The organism is Bradyrhizobium sp. in8p8, assembly GCF_000426845.1.
GTDB classification, from domain to species: Bacteria; Pseudomonadota; Alphaproteobacteria; order Rhizobiales; family Xanthobacteraceae; genus Bradyrhizobium; species Bradyrhizobium japonicum_C.
This window is the reverse complement of sequence record NZ_AUGD01000014.1, coordinates 1-23,695: the sequence shown is the minus strand read 5'-3', so window position 1 is coordinate 23,695 and position 23,695 is coordinate 1. Positions and strand designations below refer to the sequence as shown.

At 60.7% G+C, this 23,695-nt stretch carries 23 protein-coding genes and 1 pseudogene; 7 read left to right on the top strand and 17 right to left on the bottom strand.

Features of this window, described 5'->3' with window-relative positions; genetic code table 11:
• Positions 1-17: 17 nt before the first annotated feature.
• The 5 genes from K408_RS39005 to K408_RS0129130 form a co-directional block, all read right to left on the bottom strand.
• The gene (locus K408_RS39005; RefSeq protein ID WP_024343388.1) at positions 18-3,218 is read right to left on the bottom strand and encodes an efflux RND transporter permease subunit; all 3,201 of its coding nucleotides are present in this window, start codon (positions 3,216-3,218) and stop codon (positions 18-20) included.
• A complete protein-coding gene (locus K408_RS0129145; protein WP_024343389.1) occupies positions 3,215-4,648 on the bottom strand; it encodes an efflux RND transporter periplasmic adaptor subunit in 1,434 nt (477 codons plus the stop codon). Before K408_RS0129145 ends, K408_RS39005 begins: the two co-directional genes overlap by 4 nt.
• 79 nt (positions 4,649-4,727) lie before the next feature.
• On the bottom strand, positions 4,728-5,123 hold the full coding sequence (locus K408_RS0129140; RefSeq protein WP_024343390.1) for a FixH family protein: 396 nt from the start codon (positions 5,121-5,123) through the stop codon (positions 4,728-4,730).
• A 104-nt stretch (positions 5,124-5,227) separates the two neighbouring features.
• A complete protein-coding gene (locus K408_RS0129135) occupies positions 5,228-5,593 on the bottom strand; it encodes a hypothetical protein (RefSeq protein ID WP_024343391.1) in 366 nt (121 codons plus the stop codon).
• Between the two features lie 128 nt (positions 5,594-5,721).
• Positions 5,722-5,997, bottom strand: a complete 276-nt coding sequence (locus K408_RS0129130) for a metal-sensitive transcriptional regulator (RefSeq protein ID WP_024343392.1) — start codon at positions 5,995-5,997, stop codon at positions 5,722-5,724.
• 38 nt (positions 5,998-6,035) lie between these two features.
• On the opposite strand from K408_RS0129130, the gene K408_RS0129125 reads away from it, so the two are divergent.
• Entirely contained in the window at positions 6,036-8,450 is a 2,415-nt protein-coding gene (locus tag K408_RS0129125) for a heavy metal translocating P-type ATPase (protein ID WP_433994150.1), read from the top strand.
• A 46-nt stretch (positions 8,451-8,496) separates the two neighbouring features.
• Here K408_RS0129125 and K408_RS0129120 read toward each other — a convergent pair whose 3' ends face one another.
• Positions 8,497-8,838 carry a hypothetical protein gene (locus tag K408_RS0129120; protein ID WP_155248808.1) on the bottom strand — a complete coding sequence of 114 codons (342 nt, stop codon included), beginning with the start codon at positions 8,836-8,838 and terminating at the stop codon, positions 8,497-8,499.
• Positions 8,839-9,081: 243 nt separating this feature from the next.
• Between K408_RS0129120 and K408_RS0129115 the strand changes: the two genes are divergently transcribed.
• Complete coding sequence (locus tag K408_RS0129115; protein WP_024343395.1) at positions 9,082-9,273, top strand: hypothetical protein; 192 nt, start codon at positions 9,082-9,084, stop codon at positions 9,271-9,273.
• Between the two features lie 231 nt (positions 9,274-9,504).
• On the opposite strand, the gene K408_RS39000 is transcribed toward K408_RS0129115, so the two are convergent.
• Complete coding sequence (locus K408_RS39000) at positions 9,505-10,695, bottom strand: type II restriction enzyme NmeDI-related protein (protein WP_491018467.1); 1,191 nt, start codon at positions 10,693-10,695, stop codon at positions 9,505-9,507.
• 184 nt (positions 10,696-10,879) lie between these two features.
• Between K408_RS39000 and K408_RS0129105 the strand changes: the two genes are divergently transcribed.
• Positions 10,880-12,745, top strand: coding sequence for a multicopper oxidase domain-containing protein (locus tag K408_RS0129105; RefSeq protein WP_024343396.1), 1,866 nt, complete (start codon positions 10,880-10,882; stop codon positions 12,743-12,745).
• A 236-nt stretch (positions 12,746-12,981) separates the two neighbouring features.
• On the opposite strand, the gene K408_RS0129100 is transcribed toward K408_RS0129105, so the two are convergent.
• Entirely contained in the window at positions 12,982-13,254 is a 273-nt protein-coding gene (locus tag K408_RS0129100; RefSeq protein ID WP_080655021.1) for a helix-turn-helix domain-containing protein, read from the bottom strand.
• 122 nt (positions 13,255-13,376) lie between these two features.
• On the opposite strand from K408_RS0129100, the gene K408_RS38995 reads away from it, so the two are divergent.
• The 3 genes from K408_RS38995 to K408_RS0129085 all read left to right on the top strand — a co-directional run bounded on the left by K408_RS38995 (position 13,377) and on the right by K408_RS0129085 (position 14,682).
• A complete protein-coding gene (locus K408_RS38995; protein WP_063828498.1) occupies positions 13,377-13,691 on the top strand; it encodes an HNH endonuclease in 315 nt (104 codons plus the stop codon).
• Positions 13,691-14,266 carry a hypothetical protein gene (locus tag K408_RS0129090; protein ID WP_024343399.1) on the top strand — a complete coding sequence of 192 codons (576 nt, stop codon included), beginning with the start codon at positions 13,691-13,693 and terminating at the stop codon, positions 14,264-14,266. Before K408_RS38995 ends, K408_RS0129090 begins: the two co-directional genes overlap by 1 nt.
• A gap of 212 nt (positions 14,267-14,478) precedes the next feature.
• Positions 14,479-14,682 (top strand): hypothetical protein, encoded by a 204-nt coding sequence (locus tag K408_RS0129085; protein ID WP_024343400.1) that lies wholly within the window; start codon positions 14,479-14,481, stop codon positions 14,680-14,682.
• Positions 14,683-15,317: 635 nt separating this feature from the next.
• On the opposite strand, the gene K408_RS0129080 is transcribed toward K408_RS0129085, so the two are convergent.
• From K408_RS0129080 to K408_RS42915, 9 genes are all read right to left on the bottom strand, one after another.
• The gene (locus K408_RS0129080; RefSeq protein WP_080655034.1) at positions 15,318-15,692 is read right to left on the bottom strand and encodes a CHASE3 domain-containing protein; all 375 of its coding nucleotides are present in this window, start codon (positions 15,690-15,692) and stop codon (positions 15,318-15,320) included.
• Positions 15,693-16,315: 623 nt separating this feature from the next.
• Complete coding sequence (locus K408_RS0129075) at positions 16,316-16,495, bottom strand: CsbD family protein (RefSeq protein WP_024343453.1); 180 nt, start codon at positions 16,493-16,495, stop codon at positions 16,316-16,318.
• Between the two features lie 96 nt (positions 16,496-16,591).
• Complete coding sequence (locus K408_RS0129070; protein ID WP_024343452.1) at positions 16,592-18,112, bottom strand: PAS domain S-box protein; 1,521 nt, start codon at positions 18,110-18,112, stop codon at positions 16,592-16,594.
• 172 nt (positions 18,113-18,284) lie between these two features.
• Entirely contained in the window at positions 18,285-18,443 is a 159-nt protein-coding gene (locus tag K408_RS44370) for a hypothetical protein (protein WP_433994149.1), read from the bottom strand.
• On the bottom strand, positions 18,424-18,876 hold the full coding sequence (locus K408_RS41330) for a PAS domain S-box protein (protein ID WP_080655032.1): 453 nt from the start codon (positions 18,874-18,876) through the stop codon (positions 18,424-18,426). Before K408_RS41330 ends, K408_RS44370 begins: the two co-directional genes overlap by 20 nt.
• Positions 18,877-18,926: 50 nt before the next feature.
• Positions 18,927-20,393: a circadian clock protein KaiC gene (kaiC, locus tag K408_RS38990; protein ID WP_024343451.1), complete on the bottom strand. Its 1,467-nt coding sequence runs from the start codon at positions 20,391-20,393 to the stop codon at positions 18,927-18,929.
• Positions 20,390-20,665 carry a circadian clock KaiB family protein gene (locus tag K408_RS44365; RefSeq protein ID WP_433994154.1) on the bottom strand — a complete coding sequence of 92 codons (276 nt, stop codon included), beginning with the start codon at positions 20,663-20,665 and terminating at the stop codon, positions 20,390-20,392. Before K408_RS44365 ends, kaiC begins: the two co-directional genes overlap by 4 nt.
• 568 nt (positions 20,666-21,233) lie before the next feature.
• Positions 21,234-21,881: a LuxR C-terminal-related transcriptional regulator gene (locus K408_RS0129055; RefSeq protein WP_080655030.1), complete on the bottom strand. Its 648-nt coding sequence runs from the start codon at positions 21,879-21,881 to the stop codon at positions 21,234-21,236.
• A gap of 429 nt (positions 21,882-22,310) precedes the next feature.
• Positions 22,311-22,868: a hypothetical protein gene (locus K408_RS42915; protein ID WP_196232422.1), complete on the bottom strand. Its 558-nt coding sequence runs from the start codon at positions 22,866-22,868 to the stop codon at positions 22,311-22,313.
• On the opposite strand from K408_RS42915, the pseudogene K408_RS0129040 reads away from it, so the two are divergent.
• A pseudogene (locus tag K408_RS0129040) lies at positions 22,776-23,695 on the top strand (IS3 family transposase); the annotation flags it as partial. The gene K408_RS42915 and the pseudogene K408_RS0129040 overlap by 93 nt on opposite strands.

Sequence of the window (23,695 nt, the reverse complement as noted above, 5' to 3'; positions counted from 1 at the left end):
CTGGCCCCTCTTCCGGCTCATTGGGCCGGCTCCATAATGCGCGGCCTCTTTGCAGGCGCTTCTTGATGTGCGGGAGACTGTGGATCGCGGTCGCCTCGATGGGACGTCGAAGGCAACCGGAAGCCCTTGATCAGTCCGAAGATCGCCGGAATGACGATGAGCGTCAGCAGCGTGGAGGAGACCATTCCGCCGATCATCGGCACAGCGATGCGCTGCATGATTTCGGATCCGGTACCCGAACTCCACATGATGGGCAGGAGGCCGGCCATGATGGCAACCACCGTCATCATCTTGGGCCGGACCCGCTCGACGGCGCCTTGCATGATGGCGTCGTAAAGATCGCTTCGCGTCAGCGCGCGACCTTCCGCCTTTATCCGCTCGCTCGTTTCCGCCAACGCGTGGTCGAGATAGATCAGCATCACCACGCCGGTCTCGGCGGCGACGCCGGCGAGTGCGATGAACCCTACCGCGACGGCGACCGACATGTTGAAGCCGAGCCACCACATCATCCAGAGGCCGCCGACCAGCGCGAAGGGCAGCGAGAGCATGACGATCAAGGTCTCCGTAATCGACCTGAAGTTCAGGTAGAGCAGCAGGAAGATGATCGTGAGCGTGACCGGTACCACGATCTTCAGACGCGCAGCGGCGCGCTGCAGGTACTCGTACTGGCCGCTCCAGACGACATAGTAACCCGCCGGAAACTGTATGCTCTCGCTGACCGCTCGCTGTGCGTCGGCGACGTAGCTCCCGATGTCCCTGTCCCGGATGTCGACATAGATGTAGGTCGCGAGCTGTCCGTTCTCGGTACGGATCGAAGTCGGCCCGCGGGCGGGTTCGACCTTCGCCACTTCGCCAAGCGGAACGGCGCCGCCGGCCGGCATCGGCACCAGGATATCGCTCGTGATGGCCTTGGGATTGTCCCGGAGATCGCGCGGGTAGCGCATGTTCACCGTGAACCGCTGCCGGCCCTCGACGGTCGTGGTGACCGTCTGACCTCCCAATGCGGCCGCGATGGTGTCCTGGACGTCCTGGATCAGGACGCCGTAACGGGCGAGCGCCTCCCGGTCCGGAGCGATCTCGAGATAGTACCCGCCGATGCCCCGCTCGGCATAGGCCGATGATGTACCGGGGACTGTCTTGATGACCCGTTCGATCTGCTTTGCCAACCGATCGATCTCCACGAGATCCGTGCCCATGACCTTGATGCCGATCGGCGTGCGGATGCCTGTCGACAGCATGTCGATGCGTGCCTTGATCGGCATGGTCCAAGCATTGGAGACGCCCGGAAATTGCAGCGCCTTGTCCATCTCCGCGATCAAAGTGTCGATCGTCACTCCGGGACGCCATTGCGCTTTCGGCTTGAGGTTGACGACCGTTTCGAACATTTCGGTCGGGGCCGGATCGGTGGCGGTCGCGGCCCGCCCCGCCTTGCCGTAGACGGAAGCGACCTCCGGGAAGGATTTGATAATGCGATCCTGCATCTGCATCAGTTCCGCCGCCTTGGTCACCGAGATGCCGGGCAGGGTCGTGGGCATATAGAGCAGCGTGCCCTCGTTCAGCGTCGGCATGAACTCGGTTCCAAGCTGTCGGGCCGGCCAGATCGTGACCGCGAGGACCGCCACGGAGGCGAGGATGACTAGGGTCTTTGCGCGCAGCACCCCCTTGATGACGGGGCGATATACCCAGATCAGGAAGCGATTAATGAAATTCTTGTGTTCGGGAACGATCTTCCCGCGCACGAAGACCACCATCAGCGCCGGGACCAACGTCACCGAAAGCAGAGCTGCGGCGGCCATCGCGAAGGTCTTCGTGTACGCCAGCGGGCTGAACAGCCGCCCCTCCTGCGATTCCAGCGTGAAGATCGGCATGAACGAAACGGTGATGATCAAGAGGCTGAAGAACAATGCGGGGCCCACTTCGGAGGCCGCCTCGATCAGGATTTGAACGCGCGATTGCCCCGGCTTCGCCCGCTCCAGGTGCTTGTGCGCGTTCTCGATCATGACGATGGCGGCATCCACCATGGCGCCGATCGCAATCGCAATACCGCCGAGGCTCATGATGTTCGACCCGAGCCCCAGCAGTTTCATGGCTCCGAACGCCATCAGCACGCCCACTGGCAGCATCAGGATCGCGACCAGCGCGCTGCGCACGTGCAGCAGGAAGACGATGCAGACGAGCGCCACGACGATGCTCTCCTCGAGAAGTGTTTGCTTCAGCGTGTCGATGGCGGCGTAGATCAGGTTGGAGCGGTCGTAGACCGGGACGATCTCGACCGATTTCGGCAGACTGCTCGCAATCTCCTTGAATCGCTTCTTGACGTTCTCGATGACGCTGAGCGCATTGACGCCAAAGCGCTGCAGCACGATGCCGCTTGCGACCTCCCCCTCGCCGTTCAATTCGGCGATACCCCGTCTTTCGTCCGGGCCGAGCTCGACTCGCGCGACGTCACGCAGCAACACGGGCGTGCCGTTGTTCGTCTTCAGCACGATGTTGCCGAGATCGTTGATGCTCTTGATGTAGCCCCTGCCCCGGATCACGTACTCGAACTCCGCGAGTTCGACCGTCCGGCCGCCGACGTCCGCGTTCGATGCGCGGATGGCGTCCCGGATCTTCTGCATGCTGATTCCGCGGTCGCGCATGCGCTGCGGGTCAAGGACCACGTTGTACTGTTTGACGAAACCGCCGATGCTCGCGACCTCGGCCACTCCTTCGGCCTTGGCCAGCGCGAATCTCAGATTCCAGTCCTGGATCGTGCGCGTGTCCGCCAGATTCAATTCCTTCGAGATGACGGCGTATTGGTAGACCCAGCCGACGCCCGTGGCATCCGGCCCGATGCTCGGCGTGACGCCCGCCGGCAACCTGGACGTCGCGCTATTCAGGAATTCCATGACGCGCGAGCGGGCCCAGTAGATGTCGGTTCCGTCTTCGAAGATCACGTACACGAAGGACACGCCGAAGAACGAGAAACCGCGCACCACCTTGGATTTCGGCACGGTCAGCATGGCCGTCGTCAAGGGATATGTAACTTGGTCCTCGATCACCTGCGGCGCCTGGCCGGGATATTCCGTGTAGACGATGACCTGCGTGTCGGAGAGATCCGGAATCGCATCGAGTGGCAGATGCACTAGTGCGTAGAGGCCAGCGGCGGCCGCAAAACCGGTGCCGAACAGCACCAGCAGTAGATTGCGTGCGGACCAGGCGATGATGCGAGCGATCATTTGTGCTCTCCCGTCGAGTGGGCGGCGCCGGTGCCGGAAGGATTGGGCGCAGCCTCCGCGAAGCCTTTGAGCGCCGCCTTCAGGTTGCTTTCGGCATCGATCAAGAAATTGGCCGCGGTGACCACCGCCTCGCCATCCGCAAGGCCCTCCCGCACCTCGATGTAACCGCCGCCGCGCCGGCCAAGCTTGACTTCGCGCGGCTCGTAGCGTCCTTCGCCCTTGTCGACGAGAACGGCCTGCCGGCTGCCAGTGTCGAGCACCGAACTGTCAGGGACCGCCAATTCGGATTTGGAGTCCGCGGTGTCGATGTCCGCATCGACGTACATATCCGGCAGCAGCGCCACATCCGGGTTGGCGAGTTCGATTCGGACACGCGCCGTCCGAGTTTCGCGGTTAACCTGCGGATAGACGACGGCGATCCTGCCGCTGAAGGTGCGAGTCGGATAGCTGCGGGCGCGAACCGTGACCGGCTGACCCACTGCGATGTTGCCAAGATCGCGTTCGGCGACGTCGACCAGGGCCCAGACCACCGAGATATCGGCAATCCGGAACAGTACGTCGCCCGGATTGGCTCTCATGCCTTCGATGGCGTTGCGTTCAAGCACGATTCCGTCGCGCGGCGCCGACCATTGCACGGTGACGGGCGCGACGTGGGACTTCTCCATGTCCACGATGACCTGCTCGGGAACGTCGAGATTGATCAGCCGCTGCCGCGAGCCGCGGCCGTAGGCCTCAATCCCGCCGGTGGTCTTGGAAGTGATCGTCGAGAAATACTCCGCGGCGGCGGACGCCACAGCCGAACTGTAGATCTGCATCAGCGGCTGGCCTGCCTTCACGCGCGTACCGGTGGTCACGTCGGCGACCTTCTGCACGAAGCTTACGGCGCGCATTGCGATGACCGAGACGCGGCGTTCATCCAGTTGGATCGTACCGGGCGACTTGACCAAGATCCGGATCGAACGGCGCTCGACGGGCTCGGACTTCACGCCCGTCCTCTGGATCTTGCCGGGCGAGAGCTTGACCGACCCGTCCTCCTGATCGTCCCCTTCGTAGACGGGAACGTAGTCCATCCCCATCGGGTCCTTCTTGGGGACCGGCGAGGTATCCGGCAGGCCCATCGGATTGCGATAGTACAGGATCCTGCGGGAGGAATCCGCCTGTTGCCGCTTCGGCTTCGCGGACTCGGTCGAGGGCTCGTCCTCATCGTAGACCGGCAGGTAATCGCGTCCCTGCTGATCCTTTTTCGGAACGGCCGACCAGAGGGGGGCCCCAGCGGGGTCGCGGTAGTACAGCGGTGTCTTGTCCGCGGCCGCGGCAGCGTCGGTCAAGCGGGCGTGAACGGGCCAGATAGATCGTTCCACCGACCAGTAGCCGGTCAGTCCGATTCCGGCGCCGAGCGCGATGATTGTAAGCAAGCGCGAGGTGTTCATGGTGTGCACCAGGGCGCGCCCTACAGCGCGCATATATGGGTTTGAGAATGCCGGGCGTTCCCTGAGAACGCCCGCAGGCTCACTTGTTAGCCTTGACGATGACCTTGCCGTTGATGGTCTCAGACTCGCCCTGGACCTTTGCGGAGAGCGTGACCTGATAGCGACCCGCCATCGGAAGATCCGTCTTGAAGGCGTACACGCCGGACTCGCTGGACGGCAGCGGAGCCACCGGGGATTCCATTTCGGCCATTCCGTCGGGCGCCATGTCCACGCGCGTCCTGAAGATCACGGCGTCGGAGACCGGTTTCCCGGTCGTCTTGTTGGTCAAGCGGACCGCGACGGTGACGTCGTCGCCCTTCTTCATCTCCGCATTGACGGGCTCGAACACGTAGTCGCCTGCCCCCGCCGACGCAGCCGTGGCGACGAGAGTGACGACGACGGTCAGTGCGGCAGCACTGCTGAATTTGGAAGTCATGATTTTCTCCTCGATGGGTCTGTCTCGACCGCGGCTCCGAAGGAGCACACACGGCAGTCGTCATCGCGCGCGGGCACGTGCTACGCGCGTCGAACCGGGTGAGATCAGACCCGAGGAGGTCGGAAGGGAGGGCTCGCTCCGCGCACGGGAACGAACTGGTCCGCAGGGATGGCGACTTTGCTCTCGGCTGCGGGCACGAAGCGGAAGCCGATGCTTCGGACGTCGCCCAGCGCGACGAATCCGCCCGCGCAGCAGAAACCCATGCTGCAGTTATGGCCGGCGGCGTGAAAGGGGGCGCCGTTCATGTCGTCCGGGCAACAGTCCATCGACATGTCGGCCGAGGTGCCCATCTGCATTCCGGACTGCGCATCGTCGGCCATCACGCCGAAGCCGGCCGCGGACGCGCCGACCGGCAACAACGCCAAGGAGGCGGCGATCGCGAATGCCAGAATGGTACGGACGAGCCGCATCGCGCTTTGTCTACCTATACTTGTCCCGCTTACCGCACCGGTCCGGCGCGGTAGCAGTTTCCTTCCATAACATAGTCCTGCTCCGAGCGGCGTCTTTGATCCTCGTCAAGCATTCGTGACCGCCTTCTTCACCTGTCCGCCCGCCCGACCACTTCCATCAGTTCCGCGATCTTGCGCCGCTGGTCGGCCTTATCCCCGCTACGAATAGCGTGTTCCACGCAATGGGCTACGTGATCCTTGAGGATTTCTTCCTCGACGCGGCGGAGCGCGACTCTGACCGCCGAAATCTGCGTGACGATGTCGATGCAGTACCGGTCCTCGTCCACCATCTTCGCGAGTCCGCGGACTTGGCCTTCGATGCGGTTCAGGCGTTTCTGACAGGAAGCCTTGATGTCGGTCCTCATGGGCCGTATATACCCCCCTAGGGTACCTTCCGCAAGAGATGGAGCACATAATGTCTAAGGATGCCCCAAATTCCGAAAAGGCGCGCGGAAGCTGCTGCGAACACTCTCACTCCACCTCGCGCGAGCCCCACGTTCACCATGACCATGGTTCCGGGCACGGCACCGCGGTCGACCCCGTCTGCGGAATGACCGTGGATCCGGCGACGGCCTCCCATAAGGTCGAGCATGGCGGCCGGACCTTCTATTTCTGCTCTGATCGTTGCAGGACCAAATTCGCGGAAGCGCCGGCAAAATACGTTCACGGCAAGGTGCAGCATGAACCCCGAGCCGACGTACCCGAAGGTACGGTCTACACCTGTCCAATGCATCCGCAGATCCGGCAGATCGGGCCTGGCAATTGTCCGATATGCGGCATGGCGCTCGAACCGGAATTCGCAACAGCGGACGCGGGACCAAATCCCGAGCTGGTCGATATGACCCGCCGATTTTGGGTGGGTCTCGCGCTCTCCGTCCCGGTCGTGATCCTCGAGATGGGCGCTCACTTGGTCGGAGCTCATCGCTGGATTGATCAGGCGTTCTCGAACTGGATCCAGCTGGTTCTTGCGACACCCGTGGTGCTTTGGGCCGGCTGGCCGTTCTTCGTCCGCGGTTGGCAGTCGGTGCTGACGCGCAATCTGAACATGTTCACCCTGATCGCGATGGGTACCGGCGTCGCCTGGATCTACAGCGTCGTCGCGACGGTTCTGCCAGCCGCGTTTCCTTCCACTTTCCGCGGCCACGACGGCGCGGTCGCGGTCTACTTCGAGGCGGCTGCCGTCATCACGGTCCTGGTGCTTCTGGGGCAGGTGCTCGAATTGCGCGCGCGCGAGGCGACCTCCGGGGCGATCAAGGCACTGCTGGATCTCGCGCCGAAAACCGCGCGACGCATCCGTGCGGACGGCGCCGACGAGGAGGTGCAGATCGCGGTGCTGCAGCCGCAGGACCGCCTGCGCGTCCGTCCCGGCGAAAAAGTACCCGTGGACGGCGAGATCATCGAGGGTCGCTCGTCGCTCGACGAGTCGATGGTCACCGGAGAGTCCATGCCGGTCAGTAAGGAGGTCGGCAGCAAGGTCATCGCAGGCACCCTGAACCGGTCCGGCGGCTTCGTCATGCGTGCCGAGAAGGTCGGTAGCGACACGATGCTGTCCCAGATCGTGCAAATGGTCGCGCAGGCGCAGCGGTCCCGCGCTCCCATCCAGCGCCTCGCCGACCAGGTCGCGGGGTGGTTCGTTCCGGCGGTCATCGTGGTCGCGATCGCAGCTTTCGCCGCCTGGGCTGTTTACGGGCCCGAGCCGCGCTTCGCTTTCGGGCTGGTGGCGGCGGTCAGCGTTCTCATCATCGCCTGCCCGTGCGCGCTCGGCCTCGCGACGCCGATGTCGATCATGGTGGGCGTCGGACGCGGAGCACATGCGGGCGTGCTCATCAAGAACGCCGAGGCGCTTGAGCGCATGGAGAGAGTCGATACGCTCGTAGTCGACAAGACCGGCACACTGACGGAAGGCAAGCCCAAGGTCGTCGCGGTAGTCCCGACGAACGGGTACTCGGAGTCGGACGTGCTTCGGCTCGCCGCCAGCGTCGAGCGCGCCAGCGAGCATCCATTGGCGGATGCGATCGTTAATGCAGCCAGGGAGCGCGATATACTGACTACCGACGTGCAGGACTTCGACTCGCCGGTCGGCAAGGGCGCGCTCGGAACCGTCGAGGGCAAGAAGGTGCTCCTCGGGAACGCGACGTTCCTGAGCTCGGAAGGCGTCGATACGTCCTCCCTCGAATCCGAAGCCGAACGTCAGCGGGGCGAAGGCGCGACCGTCATCAACATGGCGGTCGACGGCACGCTCGTCGGCATCTTGGCCATCGCCGACCCGGTGAAGCAGTCCACGCCCGAGGCGCTGCGCGAGCTCGCCGCCGAAGGGGTCAGGGTGATCATGCTGACGGGCGACAACCGTACGACGGCCCGGGCCGTCGCTCGGAGGCTCGGTATCGCGGACGTCGAAGCCGAGGTTCTGCCCGACCAGAAGAGTGCGGTCGTCGCGAAGCTACACGAGCAAGGTCGAATAGTCGCGATGGCTGGCGATGGCGTCAATGACGCGCCGGCGTTGGCGGCCGCCGAAGTCGGTATCGCGATGGGGACCGGAACGGACGTAGCGATGGAGAGTGCCGGTGTGACGCTACTCAAGGGGGATCTCACGGGTATCGTACGGGCGCGGCGACTGTCGCGCGCAACGATGCGCAACATCCGCCAGAACTTGTTCTTTGCCTTCGCCTACAACGCGGCCGGCATTCCGATCGCCGCCGGGCTGCTCTACCCGACCTTCGGCTTGTTGCTGTCGCCGATCGTCGCCGCGGCCGCAATGGCGCTGTCGTCCGTCAGCGTGGTCGGCAACGCGCTGCGGCTACGAACAGTGCGGGTCTGACGCGCGCGAAATCGCCGGCCATCGTCGCTGGCCATCGGAATTCGCGTCAAGGCGACGATGTGATCGACGAATCGGCAGCCCGCTTCGCGTTTCCATCGGGGACGCCGTGCGCGAGCAACCTGGACTCCGAAAGGCTTCCAAGAAGCTCGACCTTGGCGTCGTTTAGCGCTCCGCAGGCTGCCTGTACGGCTTTGACGGCTTCGAGTTGATCGCCGAGGTGCACGTACCAGACTTCCTGTGCGTGCTTCCCATCGCGGACTTCGGGCCAGGTCACGAGGATCGTGTAGCCGGCCGCCGCTATCTCGAAATCGCGAATGTCGGGTCCGGATTGCTCTGACGACATCTGCTGTTCTCCCCAAAGCAACAATCGTTTGTAAAGCTGGACCACCCCCAGAGGTTCCTGAGCTCCCACACGGCTCTTGCCGCTGCAGCCCTCCGGTCCGCGCGGTGTCGCTACCCATAGAGCTTTGGCTGTGCGCGTCGCACCTGCCGGAGGGTCAATAGATCGGCTATCCGGATTATCGTGTTGGAAACGTGGTGATCCAGCGGTCGTGCAACTCGGATTGTCGTCTGGTATTCTCTGACGTGGCGCAGCCGCCTTCTCCCGCTTCGTGTGCTCGAGGATCTAGTTATGCCAAAGCCGGTTCAAATTGACGCCGACCTGTACGCACGCGCGGCCGCAGCGGCATCGCGCGAAGGAAAACAGGTTGAGACTTACATAAATGAGCTAATCCGATTGCAGATCACAGATGTGGAGAGAATGCACCAGATTGTTAGGGCGCTCGATGAGATAGCAATCGAAGACGATGCCAAGGGGGCGTGATTCTCGGCGGAAATCTACACGGTTAAACGGATCAGGCTCGTGAGCACTCCAACACGACAGTCCGGATAGCCAATAGATCTTCGGCGGTTGCGAGAACCTGATGCCGTGGCAGTAGCCGCGCCGGACGCCGTGACGTCGTACACACGCGCCGTTCAGAGCAGGCGCGCGATCGCCTGAATGCCCTTCATTCCTGTCCCGAACCGGGCGATCGCTTCCTTGTTGCACTCCAGTTCACCGTAAGGCAAGAAACGCACCTTGAGGTCCGCTACGCGACTGAAGGCGGGGTCGACGAAGCTGGCTGCGCACCTCGTCCTCCCTGCCGTCCGGAGCGACCAGAAACAGTCCGCCCGTCGCGTGCAAATCGCTGCTCAGCGCGAGATCGAGCATACGAACGATGCCGGAGTAGATCGACGTCGTGTGCTCGACATCGAAAGCCGCGGCAACACAATCGCTCGCGGAGTCTATCCAAAGGACGTCGATGAGCCGGATCGATTCTGCGCCGGCGGCGTTTTCGATGGATGAGGGTAGACGGTCGAGGCAGCCGGCCGCCAACATCGCACCGTTATACGGGCGTCCTCGATCGTTCGAAGCGATCCAGATCCGATAGCCGAGCGCCAAGCCCAAGTCGCGGAGCCAAGCTTGGACTTCCGTATGGGTAAGATCGTTCTCGCGCGCGGCAGCGATGGGACCTTCGAGCCGTTTCGCGGTCTCTCGCGCCTTCGAGAGCTCGGATAGCCACGCGTCTCTTGCGGTGTCGCCACTGCCGACGGGAGGCGCACTGAAGCGTCCGGTACCGACATCGAACAGAAATCCTGCGATTGCGCCGAGATCGTTGGAGAGGAGATCGCGATAGCTGCGGTTCAGCTCCAGGATGCCCCGTCGCATCCCAAGATACTGATCCCAGCGACCGAGTTTCACCTTGGCGCCCGTGATCGCATTGAAGCCGTTGACGATCGCTGTATTGAACGGCGGCATCAGGGTCGGGTGCAGGAAGTACAGGAGATTGGCGACAGCGGGCCCGAGACCCTTGATGGACAGGCGATCGATGGACTCGATTCCTTCGACCAGCTCCTGCTCGGTGCTGCAGCAGGAACAGTGATGCAGGAGTCTGCCGAACGCTCGCTGATTCTCGGGATTCTCGTAAATGTCGGGGATCCGAAGCTTCGGCTTCCACAGGAAGGCGTGATCGGCACCTTTGAAGATCTGCCTCTGCTCCGCGATCGATCCCACGATCGTTTCGAGGGAAGAGCCCTTGTAGACGTTGCCGAACGTTCCTGCTTCGATCTCCTCGACTACCTGAGCAATGCCGCGACGAATGGACCGGAAATTCTTGAGCCGCTCGTCCCACAAGAACCATGTGCGATAGGTCGATCCTGAGTCCTCGCGCCATCGTTCAATCAACACGCGCAGCAGATCAGTCAAACTCAGCCTCCCCTCATCATGTGCATTTCCCGCCCAGATTTTGGCACACGTCAACGCGCCGTGCGACGGCTGGGGTCGCGAATATTACAGCCAGGCACCGGAATCTCACTCTGCCAGATCGTCATCAAACCGGAACAAAGGCCCCGCGCGACTGTTGCGTGACAAACAACCGGTTGGAGCGGCCGTGATTGCCCTGCCTTACGACTATTTCCTGATTGCGTGGTTTGCAATCGCGCTGATCTCGACGGCCTATGTGGCCTATGACCAGTTCGCTGGCAATCCTGAGCCGACCGTGATGAAGTGGGCTTTCATCCTGGTCACGCTGTACATGGGACCAGTGGGTCTCCTGCTCTACGTGCTTGCCGACAAAGAGCCGCGGCCTGGAGAGCACGAGCGGTTCACCTCCCCACTTTGGAAGCAGGGGGTCGGCAGCACCATCCACTGCGTCGCCGGAGACGCTACCGGCATCATCCTGGCTGCGGCGACGACCGCCCTGCTTGGGTTACCGATGTGGATCGATCTCGTCGTAGATTACCTAGCGGGATTCTCGTTTGGTCTCCTAATATTCCAGTCCCTCTTCATGATGCGCATGATGGGCGGCTCGTATTGGCAGAACGTCAAGATGAGCTTCATGCCGGAATTCATCAGCATGAACGCCATGATGGCCGGAATGGCCCCGACAATGAGCCTCCTGATGATGGGGCGTGACATGCGGGCGATGGACCCCCTTGAACTGGTGTTCTGGGGCGTGATGTCGTTGGGGGTGATGGTCGGATTCACCGCGGCCTATCCGTTCAACGTGTGGATGGTCGGTGCCGGCATCAAACACGGACTGATGACGGAAAGGCGCACCGGAAGCTCGCAAGCCAGCGAGCACGACAAAAAGGGGCAGCGGCACGCGAGCCATGGCGGCGGTAATGGACACGGTGGCGGGCACGGGATGAAGAGCCAGGCGACGGGGCCTCAGCTTGCTGCCATGGCTGGCGTCACGGGTTTTATACTCATGACCGGCATGATCTGGCCTGGCTTTTACGTCAATCTGCGGCTCAGTGCGCGGGACGTCGAGGGAGCGATCATGCCGCCAGGCATGATCAATACGTTCGATCTTCCGGGCGCCGCGATGCGGGAAATGGCAGCGGTGAAGCCGCGACAGGTTAGCTATGTAGCGCCGATTACCGCACGCGGCGACCAAGTGCTGCAGCCGCGCGTCGAAGGTGGCGTGAAGGTTTTCGAGATCGAAGTGTCCGCAATCCGCTGGAATATACTACCAGACGTGAGCGTTGACGCTTACGCATACAATCGTCAAATTCCCGGTCCGCGCCTGGTATTGACCGAAGGCGATCATGTCAGGATCAACTTTCACAACGCCCTGCCCGAGAGCACGACCGTTCATTGGCACGGATTGATCGTGCCCAACGAGATGGATGGCCCGGCAAAGGTGACGCAACAGCCGATTCCGCCCGGTGGTTCCTACATCTACGAGTATACGGTCGGACAGCACGGGACGTACTTCTACCACAGCCATGACCATCCCGACCGTCAGCAGGCGCTGGGCCTATACGGCGCGCTGATCATCGCGCCGAAGGATCCGGCGGCGGAATTGAACGCCGATCTCGACTACACGATTCAGCTCCAGGAATGGCTGAAACGCGAGTGGCTTACCTATCCCGCGATGCTGATGGAGGGCGCCCTCCCCAATTACTTCACCATCAACGGGAAAGCCTTCCCCGCGACAGACGTCGTGCCGATGAAGGTGGGGCAGGCCATAATGCTGCGGTTCATTGGGACCCACAACAATTTCGTTCATCCGATGCACGTGCACGGCGGGCCTTTCGAGGTCGTCGCGGTGGACGGCATCACTCTCGCCGAACGCGCACGCTATCAGGCGGATACAGTCAACGTGGGCCCGGGACAAAGATACGACGTGATCTGGACCGCTCGCAAACCCGGGAAATGGCTGGTGCATTGCCATATTCCACACCACACGGCCAACAACAACGTCGAGCAAGACGGCGGAGGCGGACTGATGTTGGTCCTGAACGTTCAATGATCAGCGGTAGAATCGGCTTGTCTTAGCGGATGAGCTCTCCCCGACCACGCATCGACGACGGATCGAATCCGTTAGGCGCGGCAAACGATTTCGCTCCAGCCGGTTAGCGATTCGAGCCCCCGTCGAACTGCTGAAGTTCGCCGAGATCGCTCAATTGCCGACCTCCCTGTTCTCAAGCCAGCGTCGTTGACGCCGAGGGGCGCTTGCCACCGCTGCAGCAAGCGCCGAAGCGCGCGTCAACCAGGGCTCTTCTTCCGTACCCCTTCGCCCGACGTCTCGCTTGGAAACATGAACTCTATGCCTGCCTTCTCGAAGGCGTCCCTGATCGCTTTCAGGGCCTTCCTGCGGCGAAGATCCTTCAGAGAGAAATCGGTCTCCCCCTCCAGCTTCGAAATCGTCCTTTGTTTCAGGCCGGCCCGTTCGGCCACCTCGGCCTGATCGAGACCCAGCAGGCCTCTTGCCGCGCGGATGAGCGCAGGCGTCAGCATCTCGTCCGTCTCCGTTGTCATCCGCCCGATTCGCCCCTTCAGTTCCAGTTAAGGTTAACACAGAGATCGGGCTACGGCAGCACGAATGTTGTTGCCAGTTCGGGCTTTTATGCTATGGTAGCACGAATTCAACGGAGCTATCGATGCACTACGCAAGTTACATGGGAAGCGACGCATGGCGGCGGAATCCCGCGCGCCTGAAGGCGCTGTCCGACGCCGATGGACACTGCCGCCTGTGCCACGCTGACGGAAGTCTGGAAGTTCATCACTCGACCTACAAGCGTCTCGGACGCGAACGCGACAATGATCTGATCGCGCTGTGCTCCGACTGCCATCGCGACGTGACGAGCATCCTGCGCGAGCGTCGTTATGCGGCGGTCAAGCCGAAGCGCGCGGACGTCGAGCGCCTTCACGACGCCCGCATTCTCCTCGGCGATCCGACCGCGGGAGGCTACTGATGCAGCGCGAGACCATCCGTTTCCGCATCGTCGGCACCAAACGCCTGCTGATGCACTGCGGGCGTCTGGCGGATCCGCTCGATCCGATCACGCAGGATCTGGCGCGGCTCACCTCGAAGAGGCCGAAGACGATCGCCGACCACAAGATGATCAGCAAGGTGGAGTGGTTCGGAAGCCTCTGGCTGCATGACGGAGCGCCTTGCCTTCCGGCCGAAGCGCTCCTGGCGTGCGCGATCGGCGGTGCGAAGGTGCTGAAGCGCGGCCCCCAGGCCGCCGCCGGCCTCGCGATCGAGGAGGATGCCGTCCTCGTCTACGACGGCCCCACCGACGTCGACGAGCTTTGGGAGAACGGCGACTTCCTCTTCCGCTGCGGAGTGAAGGTCGGAGCGAACGCGAAGACCATGCGCACCCGCCCGTGCTTCAAGGATTGGTCCGCCGAATTCACGGCGAGCTACCTTCCCTCCGTCATCGACCGCGAGCACGTGATCCAGGCGCTCGCGCAGGCGGGTGTGCGTCGCGGCTTGGGCGACTGGCGGCCGCAGAACGGCACGTTCGAAGTGAAGCAGATAGAATAGCGAGCTCCCGTGCTGGGGCGTGGTCCGGTGAGGCATGGCACGGCCCGGTCTGGCGAGGTGAGGTAGGGGTGAAACGACGGCGCTGGTCGTCGTTTCCAGGCCGTGGAGACGTCGGCTGAACCGACGTCTCCACAATCTCCAACAGATGAAGCTTCGGCCGCGCGACAGCTTCCGCGCGACGGCGGAGCATTGTCGTTACGAGGCAGAAAGAGATGAAGACCCACAAGACCAAGAAGGCTCCCGTCGGACGCGGTCGCCGGCGATGCGAGCCGCCACCGATTGGACCCCTGTTGTGGTGGCGCACCATTCGCGCGGACCACTTCAACGTGGCCGCCGCCGGGGCCCTGCGCGCTTCCATCGCAAACGTGTTCATCCCGGGTGAGCCGACGTGGCGCGACGCCGCCGACGGCGGCTGAGCGATAAATGCCCTGAGAAGTTCGGGCCGAGACAGCATTCTATTGTGCAGCGTCTGCTGAGGGTGCTTCGACGGAAGACTGCTAAGCAGTTGATCGCGGAGAAGCTGCTTGGCGACGCCGCGACTGTTACTCCGTTGCCCGGGGTTGTGGACGGCTCGGGCTATGTAGGGCCCGACCCGCCCACAGCCCCTCTCGCCGAGCAAGCGGGAAAGCTACTTGGCGCGGCCCATCAGTCGACGTCGGATCGTCATCGGCTCCGGCGCCACTCGGGTAACATCTGCAAGTGAGGCAATACGGGGGGTCAGTATTGCAGGCCGAATGACATTCGCGAAGCCTCACTGCTGACGCAAGGCGGCGGTCACCGGGGGCTTACACTCTAAGGACACCCGCGTCCCTCGATGTGACTTATCGTAGGTCAGCTTGGCACCAAGTTTGGACGTCATTGCTCTTATTATTTGCGTGCCTAATCCCTCCATTCCAGAATCGGCATTAGGCTGACCAACGCCATCATCTTCGACGGAGCAGCTGCGATTCATTGCTCTCGCTTAGCTTGATTCTGATCGGGCCATTCCCGTCCAGATAAGCGTATTTCAGAGCATTGAGCACCAATTCGGTGACGATTAACCTGTCATTGATCAACGGCTTGAGTTCGGCCAGCCCTCCTGGCGCACCGGGCTATCGCGAGTAGTGGCTTCAAGCTGTCCAAAGGTGATCGGCAGCTGGGCAACAGCGGCGCTATAGTTGGCCAAATACCCCGCTTCGCCGGCCGTAAGGAGATAGCCACGCTGTCCAGCTTCTGCACGAGCGGGCAGTGCCTTCAATTCAGAGAGCTTGTTTGTGACCTCAAGCGTTTGATTTACCCACCGAGCCTCCGCTTCGGCTCGTCGGGAGATCCAAGCCGCGATCATGACCATCATGAGAAGAGCCGCAAATCCTGCTCCTAGCATGACGAGTTCAAAGCGAGAGCTTCGGTCGGCCGCCGATTCGCTGGTTTTTGATGCAATTTTCATTGATATGTTTGCAGACGAGTGGGGATGAACAAAAGGATGGTCATCAACCGCGGCCGTGCTCTCCCCAACTGACACTTCTGACAGGTTGTCTCATGTGACCAGGTGCCTTTTGATCGGTACCTTGCGACGCACAGAACGAGTATGACAACGAAAGTTGCAAGGTAGCTACTCACTCATACCAGACGTCTGGTATATTTATTCTAGTCGATCGACAGGCGGGTTGCGCTGAAGCAGGGAATGGAGGGCTGCACCAATAGGCAGAGTTTCTGCTTTGCTCAGGCGGCGCCTCGCCGACAAGCCTAGCAGGCGAATCGCCGAGACCAGCGTCTCGTCCTCAACCCGGGAAAGACAGGCGAACGGATCGGTGGGCTCAGCCGAACCGCAGAATGCTGAACGGCAACGGCGTCGGAGAGGATGAAGCGGCGCTCGCAGAGGATGGATTGAGACAGGGTCCGAGCAGATGGTCATCCAGCCGAAAAACGCCTCGGTCGCTGGCGGAGTTTTTCCTACTTCAGGCTAGCGAGCCTATTTTGCGCGAATAGCCGCCCCTCGTGGACCACTGCACATTGCTGCCGTAGACGTTGTGCGCTGCAGGTCAGCGCTACTCCGCGGCCGTGAATCGCCTAGTTCTGAAGCATATCCCGCTCGGAACTATTGTCGGCAGATGCCGCCTGATGCTTATCCAGTTGCTGTTCGGCGGCCCCTTCAGCTTCCAGTTTTCGATTTCCGGTAATCTTCCCGATAGCTTCCTTAACCGAACCTTTGATCTGTTTCGCGGTGCCTCGGACCCGATCATTGTCCATCGCTCACCTCTCAGCATGCCGTGCGACGATAGCCGGCGTGAAAACCGGCCCGGGAACCCTCCTAAAGGTGGCCCCACGGACAAACGGAAAGACGTGCTATCCGTTCCTCCGAGGATATGATCTCGGTCGCTTGGACACTCCCAACTGTTTACCGGTGACCCCCCGCTCTCGTGCCCAAATGATTGCAGCGGCGCGCCGGTTAACTCCGATCTTTTGGTAAAGAGAAAACACATGGTTCCGGATGGTGTTAGGCGAAAGCTTCAAGGCGCGGCTCATTTCCTTATCACTCTGGCCTTCGCAGATTAGCCCAAGGACTTCCCGCTCGCGGTCAGTTAAATCTTCCAGATGCGCCCCGACATTTGTCGGACGCGACGTCTGCCGCAGAGCCGCGAGCTTTTCGACGATGCTCCGACTGAACCATGAGGTATCGGCCATGACACTTTCGATCGCCACGATCAGTTCATCTTCCGAGCGCTTGCGTTCAGTGATGTCCTGAATCACACAAAGCACGCAGGGCTCGTTGCTTATCGTCACAGTGTCCGCCGAGACGAGGCAGTCAAAGAATGTGTCGTCTTTCGCGCGCAGCCGAATATCGATGCTGCGAACGCCGCCACCCTGCTCGAGGATGTGTTCCAGACCTTGCTGCGCGGATTTATCATTCCAAAGTCGCACATCTGTCGGGCTTCGCCCTATCAATTCCTCCTCTGAATAGCCGGTCAATGCCTTGAATGCCTCGTTGACTTCCACCAACCTGAAGTCATTTCGAATGCAGATCATGAGTGGCACGGGTGAACGGCGAAACGACTTTACGAACCTTTCTTCGCTCTCCCGCAACGCCCTCTCGGCTTTAAGTCTCGGCTCCAGATCGGCGAAGGTGAAAAGGATGCAATGTGCTTCCGCAATTTCGATGGGCTCGCCGGCGACGATGACAAACTTCGAGCTACCGTCTGGTAGGGGTACGAACGCCTCCATCTGCGGAATGGTTTCGCCTTCCTTCAGCCTGGCTAGCGCAAGTTCGCGACGAGACGCATCCGTCAGAACATCAACATCACGGAATGACGCTCCAATCAAATCCCGTCGATTGTATCCTGTCATTTCCAGGAAACCTTGATTGACCCTGACGTAGTCAAGCTCGGCTACCCTGCAGATGATCGCAGGCGCAGGATTCGCATTGAATGCGCTCTCGAACCGCTCCTCCGCCTTGAATCGTTCAGTTTCATCCTTGATAATGAGAACGAGGTAGTCTGGCTCATTTGCATCGTCCGTGAGAACGAGGCTTCGGATCGAGTGGATCCACGTCTGGTCCGGATTGGACGAGCTACTAACTTCCACCACTACATCGCTAAAGCTCTCGCCAGCAACGACCCGTTCGATAGGCGTCTTGCCCCGATCGATCGGCTGATTGTTGCGATATCGAAGCTGAAATCGAGTTCGATATTCGCTGACTGTCGCTCCGAGCTCCGCGATTTCTCGCACGCCGTGCATTGCGAGTGCAGCATCATTTGCCCACAGGATCTTCTGATCCGTGCCGATCAGGATAACGCCGTCGACAAGCCCGACTATAATCTGTTGCAGGTGCTTGTAATCGCGGCTCGGCTTTTTCAAGAGGCCCTGCATTAGTCAATCCTAGACATTGCAGGCGGCCACCTTGGGCGCGCGGGCGGTTACCGACGTCACTTCTCACTGCCTTTCAATAGGGATTGGAGCCCGCTTTTGCGGTCGCTAACCCGAGCCATGGCGCCGATTTCCCGACGCAATATCGTAAGAATGCATTCGACAGGCACCGCACCTATTCTTTTCCAGGTTGAGCTTTCACTCCGGCCTTTCGAAGGGCAGATGTTAGCTCCTCGGGACTGAACGGCTTGGTGAGAATATGAAGGCGATCCAGCGTCGCAACCCTGCTGCGCAAGTCCTCGTCTGAATAGCCGCTAGCGAGCACGATTGGCAAGTCCGGATGATGCGACCTCAGCTCTCCAATGAGTTCGTCGCCCGGTCTGTCGGGCAAGCCTTCCGACCGCTTCCATTTTAGCCGTGTGCCTTAGCTTTTCTTCGATGGCTCGACGAGCTGAGACATCCCGAATACTCACGAGACGTGCGGATCGATGGCCCCATGTCGTCTCAACCGTCCGAATTTCGGCCTCGACTAAGTCGCCGCTGGGTTGGGGAATGGCTATTTCGGTCATGTCACCAGTGATGAACGGCAGCCCTAAAGGCGAGTTGGTCAAAGCCTCTGCTGATCTACCAAAAATCCGTTCTGCAGCCGGATTTGCAAACAAAACCGTGCCAAGATCGTCGACCACGATAATGCCATCGGCATTCTTCTCGATCAGAAATCTCGTTTCAGACTGGTCTATGTTTGCTTCGATAGAGGCGCCGGTCATGCTGCGCTCACACGTCTTGAAGCCTGATCGCAAAGGTCCGCTCGGGCCACTTATTCCTCGAATACATTTGGGGGATCTTCGAATGCGCTGCCGAGGTGCATTCCGGAACCGTCGATCGTGAACCGCCTGATATCCTTCGCGTGCTCGCTGCCGCGCATTTTCAGGACCATTAACCCGCGATTCATGATCTCCTTCTGCTGGATGTAGCGCAACAGAATGATCGAGTCGGTCATCGTTGAAATGTGCTGCTCGCTCGCGCTTTCACCGCCGACGAGTGATTTGCTGGTAGCCGTACAAAGACCGGCAATCTCCCGCTTCTTGATGAACGAAGTCAGACTGATGAGGAATTCCCGAAATCCAGTGTCCGGTGCGATTCGTTCTAAGGCGGAGAGGCTATCGACAGCGATTCGATTGGGCCTGAACTCATCCACCAGCCCTTGAATGGTCAGTAAGTGGTCGGGGAGTCCCTGTGCCTCGGGATAGAGGGCCACGACCTTGAGCTTGCCGTCGGCCTCCATGCGCGAAAAATCGGCTCCCCAACCTGCTGCATTGCGGAACAATTGTCCCCTGCTCTCCTCATAGCCGAACATGATGGCCTTCTCTCCGGCAGCTACGCCGCCGGCAAGGAAGTTGGTCACCAGGAGGGTTTTGCCGGTCCCCGTGGCGCCGCTCACGAGAGTCACGCTGTCGCGAAAGAAGCCACCTCCGCACATATCGTCGATGTCCGAGTTTCCGCTCGTGACCCGTACCGTGCTGGAGTGTTGTTCGAGCCGGAGCGACGACAACGGAATGGCGACCACGCCCTGCCCGGCCATCATCGTAAACGGGGCTTCACCCTCTGCGTGGTGACTGCCACGCATCTTAAGTACTTCGATTGTGCGTCGGCGTTTCTCACGGAACAGGACGTTTCTCAAAATGACTACGTTGTCTGCGACAAACTCCTCCAGCCGATGACGAGTAATTTCGCCATATTCGCTGTTTCGCTCCGCTGTCATCAAAACAGTGAGACCCGCCTTTTTTAGCGCGGTGCTGATACGAAACAATTCGCGACGCAACACTTTGGGATCACCGATAAAATGATCAAACAGCTGCGTCAACGAATCCAAGACAACTCGCTTGGCATTCACGCCCTTTACGGCATGCTGAATCCGGGACAGCAGTCCCGCAAGATCGAAATCGCCAAGGACTAGTTCATCAGTGATGGCTGGACTGGCATCGACGAATGCCAACCGTCCCTCCTTCCGCCATTTCGCGAGCTCCCACCCGAAGCCCTCCATATTGGATTCAATATCCGCGGGAGGCTCCTCAAATGTTACCAAGACTCCGTTCTCATCGAAATTGGTAATGCCGTGCGCTAGAAACTGCGTAGCAAACACTGTTTTGCCGCTACCAGGCGTGCCACCAACAACGGTCGTGCGGGCGCGCGGAAGACCGCCCATCACGAGTTCATCGAAGGCCTCCACCCCCGTTTTCACGCGATCCAAAACGCTGGGAGTGCCTACTTCCTCTGCGGTCATGCCTTATTTCCTTCCGCCTCGATTCCGAGAAACTCAAGAACGCGCTTTGTATCGCCGAGATCACCGACAATCCGCCGACGGTGCTCCCCATGCTCATATGAGAGCGTCGGGGTGGCTATGATGCCGGCACTCTCAGCGAGATCCGGCCGCGTAAGCACGTCGATAATATCGATATCCCATCCCTTGCTGGTGAGGGACGTGCGTAGCCGTTCAAGGTTCTGCTCCGCACGGCGCGAACTGGGTGAATTCCCGGCGATGTAAAGTCGAAGCACGAACGGGACCACCGGCGTTGCCTTGATTTCATTGCCGACGGCCGAGCACCATCGGAAGTTCGCGCCCCTAGGCGATTGGATTTAGGGCCCTCGACGCGGGCGAGCCTCCCCCAAAGGAACAACAAGGTTCCTGCGTGTGCAAGAGAGATAAAACTACCAACCTTCCCCGACGAAATTACTAATTCCGGGCCAGAACATGGATTTCCGCTCGCTCGCACGTTTCCCGTCGGAAGGCGGAGGTCCGCTCCGCCGGCGATTCTGGCGTTGCCGCTTGTGAGGGGAGCATAGCTGCCCATTCCTGCGATCCCACGCCGCCGCGTACCAGTGCAGCTCAGCCGTGGCGAAGATCAGCTATATGTCTCTCCTCCATTTCGTTCGGCGCTAATCGGGCAATTGGCTGATCGCCTGGAATCCACGGTGATTGCACGGCAAGGATCTTGGCGGTGAACCCGAGACACTAAGCACCGCCTGCGATCCAACGGTTCACTTTGATGGAGGCGCCCCAGGAGCAGGCTCCTGGGGCACATGCAGAACCACTTGATGATAAGAAGTACCGATCCGCAAACGCTCAACGGTTGGCATTCGACGCGGAGCGCCGGCGTCGACGGCGGATACCCATGTCATCATCCGTAAGCCCGCGCTCGCGCGCCCAAATAATCGCGGCGCTCCGCCGATTGACGCCTAGTTTGCGGTACAGGGACGCCACGTGATTGCGAACCGTGTTGTGCGACAATTTGAGCTCCTCACTCATCTGTAGATCGCTTTTCCCGCGGCAAATGAGGCCCAGGATTTCACGTTCCCGCTCGGTGAGAATATCCAGGTCAGAGGTCGGCGGGTTGAACTGAGCAATACGCAGCCCCTTTAGACGGTCCATGATCGTCCGAGCGAACGAAGAGGTCTCGGCTAACACCGAATCAATCGTGGACATAGTCTCGCGGTCATGCCCGTCGATCTCCCGAATTGTGCAGACGCCGAACGGGTGGCCCTGAACGGTGATCGTTTCAACGCAGATCCGACAATCGGCACTGCACGATTCCTCGTCGGGAGGCGGGAGCTTTAGCTCGCTCAGCCTTCCATTCATCCGCCGTCGCACATTGTCGTCCGCCCATACGATCTTTCCATCACTATCCACGACAATCAGTCCGCCCTTTAGAGCAGATATCAACCGTCTCCATCGATCGCTTTGCCGAGCATCATCGCTCACAAGTTGGTCCATTGCTGGCTCCCTGTGTTGGCGTGAATGACTAACTTCGAGATGTCGGAACAACGCGGAACCGCGCGTACTGGTTCCGAAATACTAATTCAGTAGTGCGGCGCAACCAACCGCCGAGGAAGATTTGTTGCCCGTTAAGATATTTTATCAGCGGAACCCTCTGAGTGGACGTTCCGAGCAGTCCGCGCCCAGCGAACGTCCACAGGCTGAGCTTGCTCTTGGAACAGCGGAGGGTTCGCAACTGAAGATCTGCCGGCGCGGAATGCCGGCGCGCATTGTTTCAACAGTTCGTTCTTGCGCAAGCCCACAGCACCGAAATGCGGCCGAGCATCTCGGCCAACGTGCCGGGCGGTATGTCGTGGACAATGCTGCCGCCGAGCCGGCGCACCTTGTGAAGGCCGGTCGCGGCACCCTGTCTTCTTTCGAAATCTCTCAAGCGGCGACCTGTGACCGTGTGCGAGCCACAATTTGATCCGCAGACGTGCAAGATGCGAGACGATCAATTTGCCTGTTGCCCAAGTTGCTCCTCACGGGCTCTGCCAAAGAGTTTTTGCCGTTGCGCCTGATCGCTTGGATCAGGGCGGCATTCCGGTGTGCTGGGATCGCCCCCATTAGTCCTCGGAGACCGCCAGCGGCGTGCAGGTCGCTGCTTGTTGCGACGATGGCTTCGTAAGCGATGTCGGCGAGCCGGTTGCGGTCCTCCCTGATGGACTTGAGAACGACCGCGAGGTCGACGTCGCTGTCCGGACCACCCAGAAGCGGCTGCTCGCGCAACAGCGCCTCCGTCCACTCCTTCTCGATCGCGCCGGTCCAGGCGCACCTCAAAGGTGCTGACCTGAGCCCCGGCATTTCCTCCAAAAATGGGTAGAGTCCATAACCCGGATTGGGGGATGGACGATGAAGAAGAGCCGGTTCACCGAAGAACAAATCATCGGGATTTTGCGAGAGCAGGAGGCAGGGGCTGCGACGGCTGACGTCTGCCGCAAGCATGGGATCAGCAGTGCGACCTTTCTACAAGTGGAAGGCGAAGTACGGCGGCCTGGAAGTGTCCGACGCCAAGCGGCTGAAGGCGCTGGAGGACGAGAATGCGAAGCTAAAGAAGCTTTTGGCTGAAGCGATGCTCGACAATGCCATGCTCAAGGACGTCGCTTCAAAAAAATGGTGACGCCCGCCGCCAGGCGAGAGGCCGTCGCTCACCTGCAGAGTGCGTTCGAGGTGAGCGAGCGACGGGCGTGTGCGGTGCTCGGGGTGGATCGCACCTCGTTCCGTTATCGAAGCAGCCGGCCGGCCGATGCCGCCGTGCGTGCCCGCCTTCGCGAGCTGGCGGCAGTCCGCCGACGGTTCGGCTATCGCCGCCTGCTCGTGCTGATGCGTCGCGAGGGTCTGACCATGAACCACAAGAAGTTCCGCCGCCTCTATCGTGAGGAACGGCTGCAGGTGCGCCGACGAGGCGGACGTAAACGGGCACTTGGCACACGGGCGCCGCTGACGATCCCGCAGCGGCCGAACCAGCGCTGGAGCCTCGACTTTCTGTCGGATGCCTTCGTCGATGGTCGGCGCTTCCGCATTCTCTCGGTCGTCGACGACTTTACCCGCGAATGCCTGGCGCTGGTCGCCGACACTTCCTTACCCGGCTTGCGTGTCGTGCGCGAGCTCGAGGCGATCGTCGCCCGGCGTGGCCGTCCGGCCATGTGTGTCTCAGACAACGGCACCGAGTTCACCGGTATGGCGGTTCTGCGCTGGTGCCAGGAGATCCGGATCGAGTGGCACTACATTGCGCCCGGCAAGCCAACGCAGAACGCCTTCATCGAGAGCTT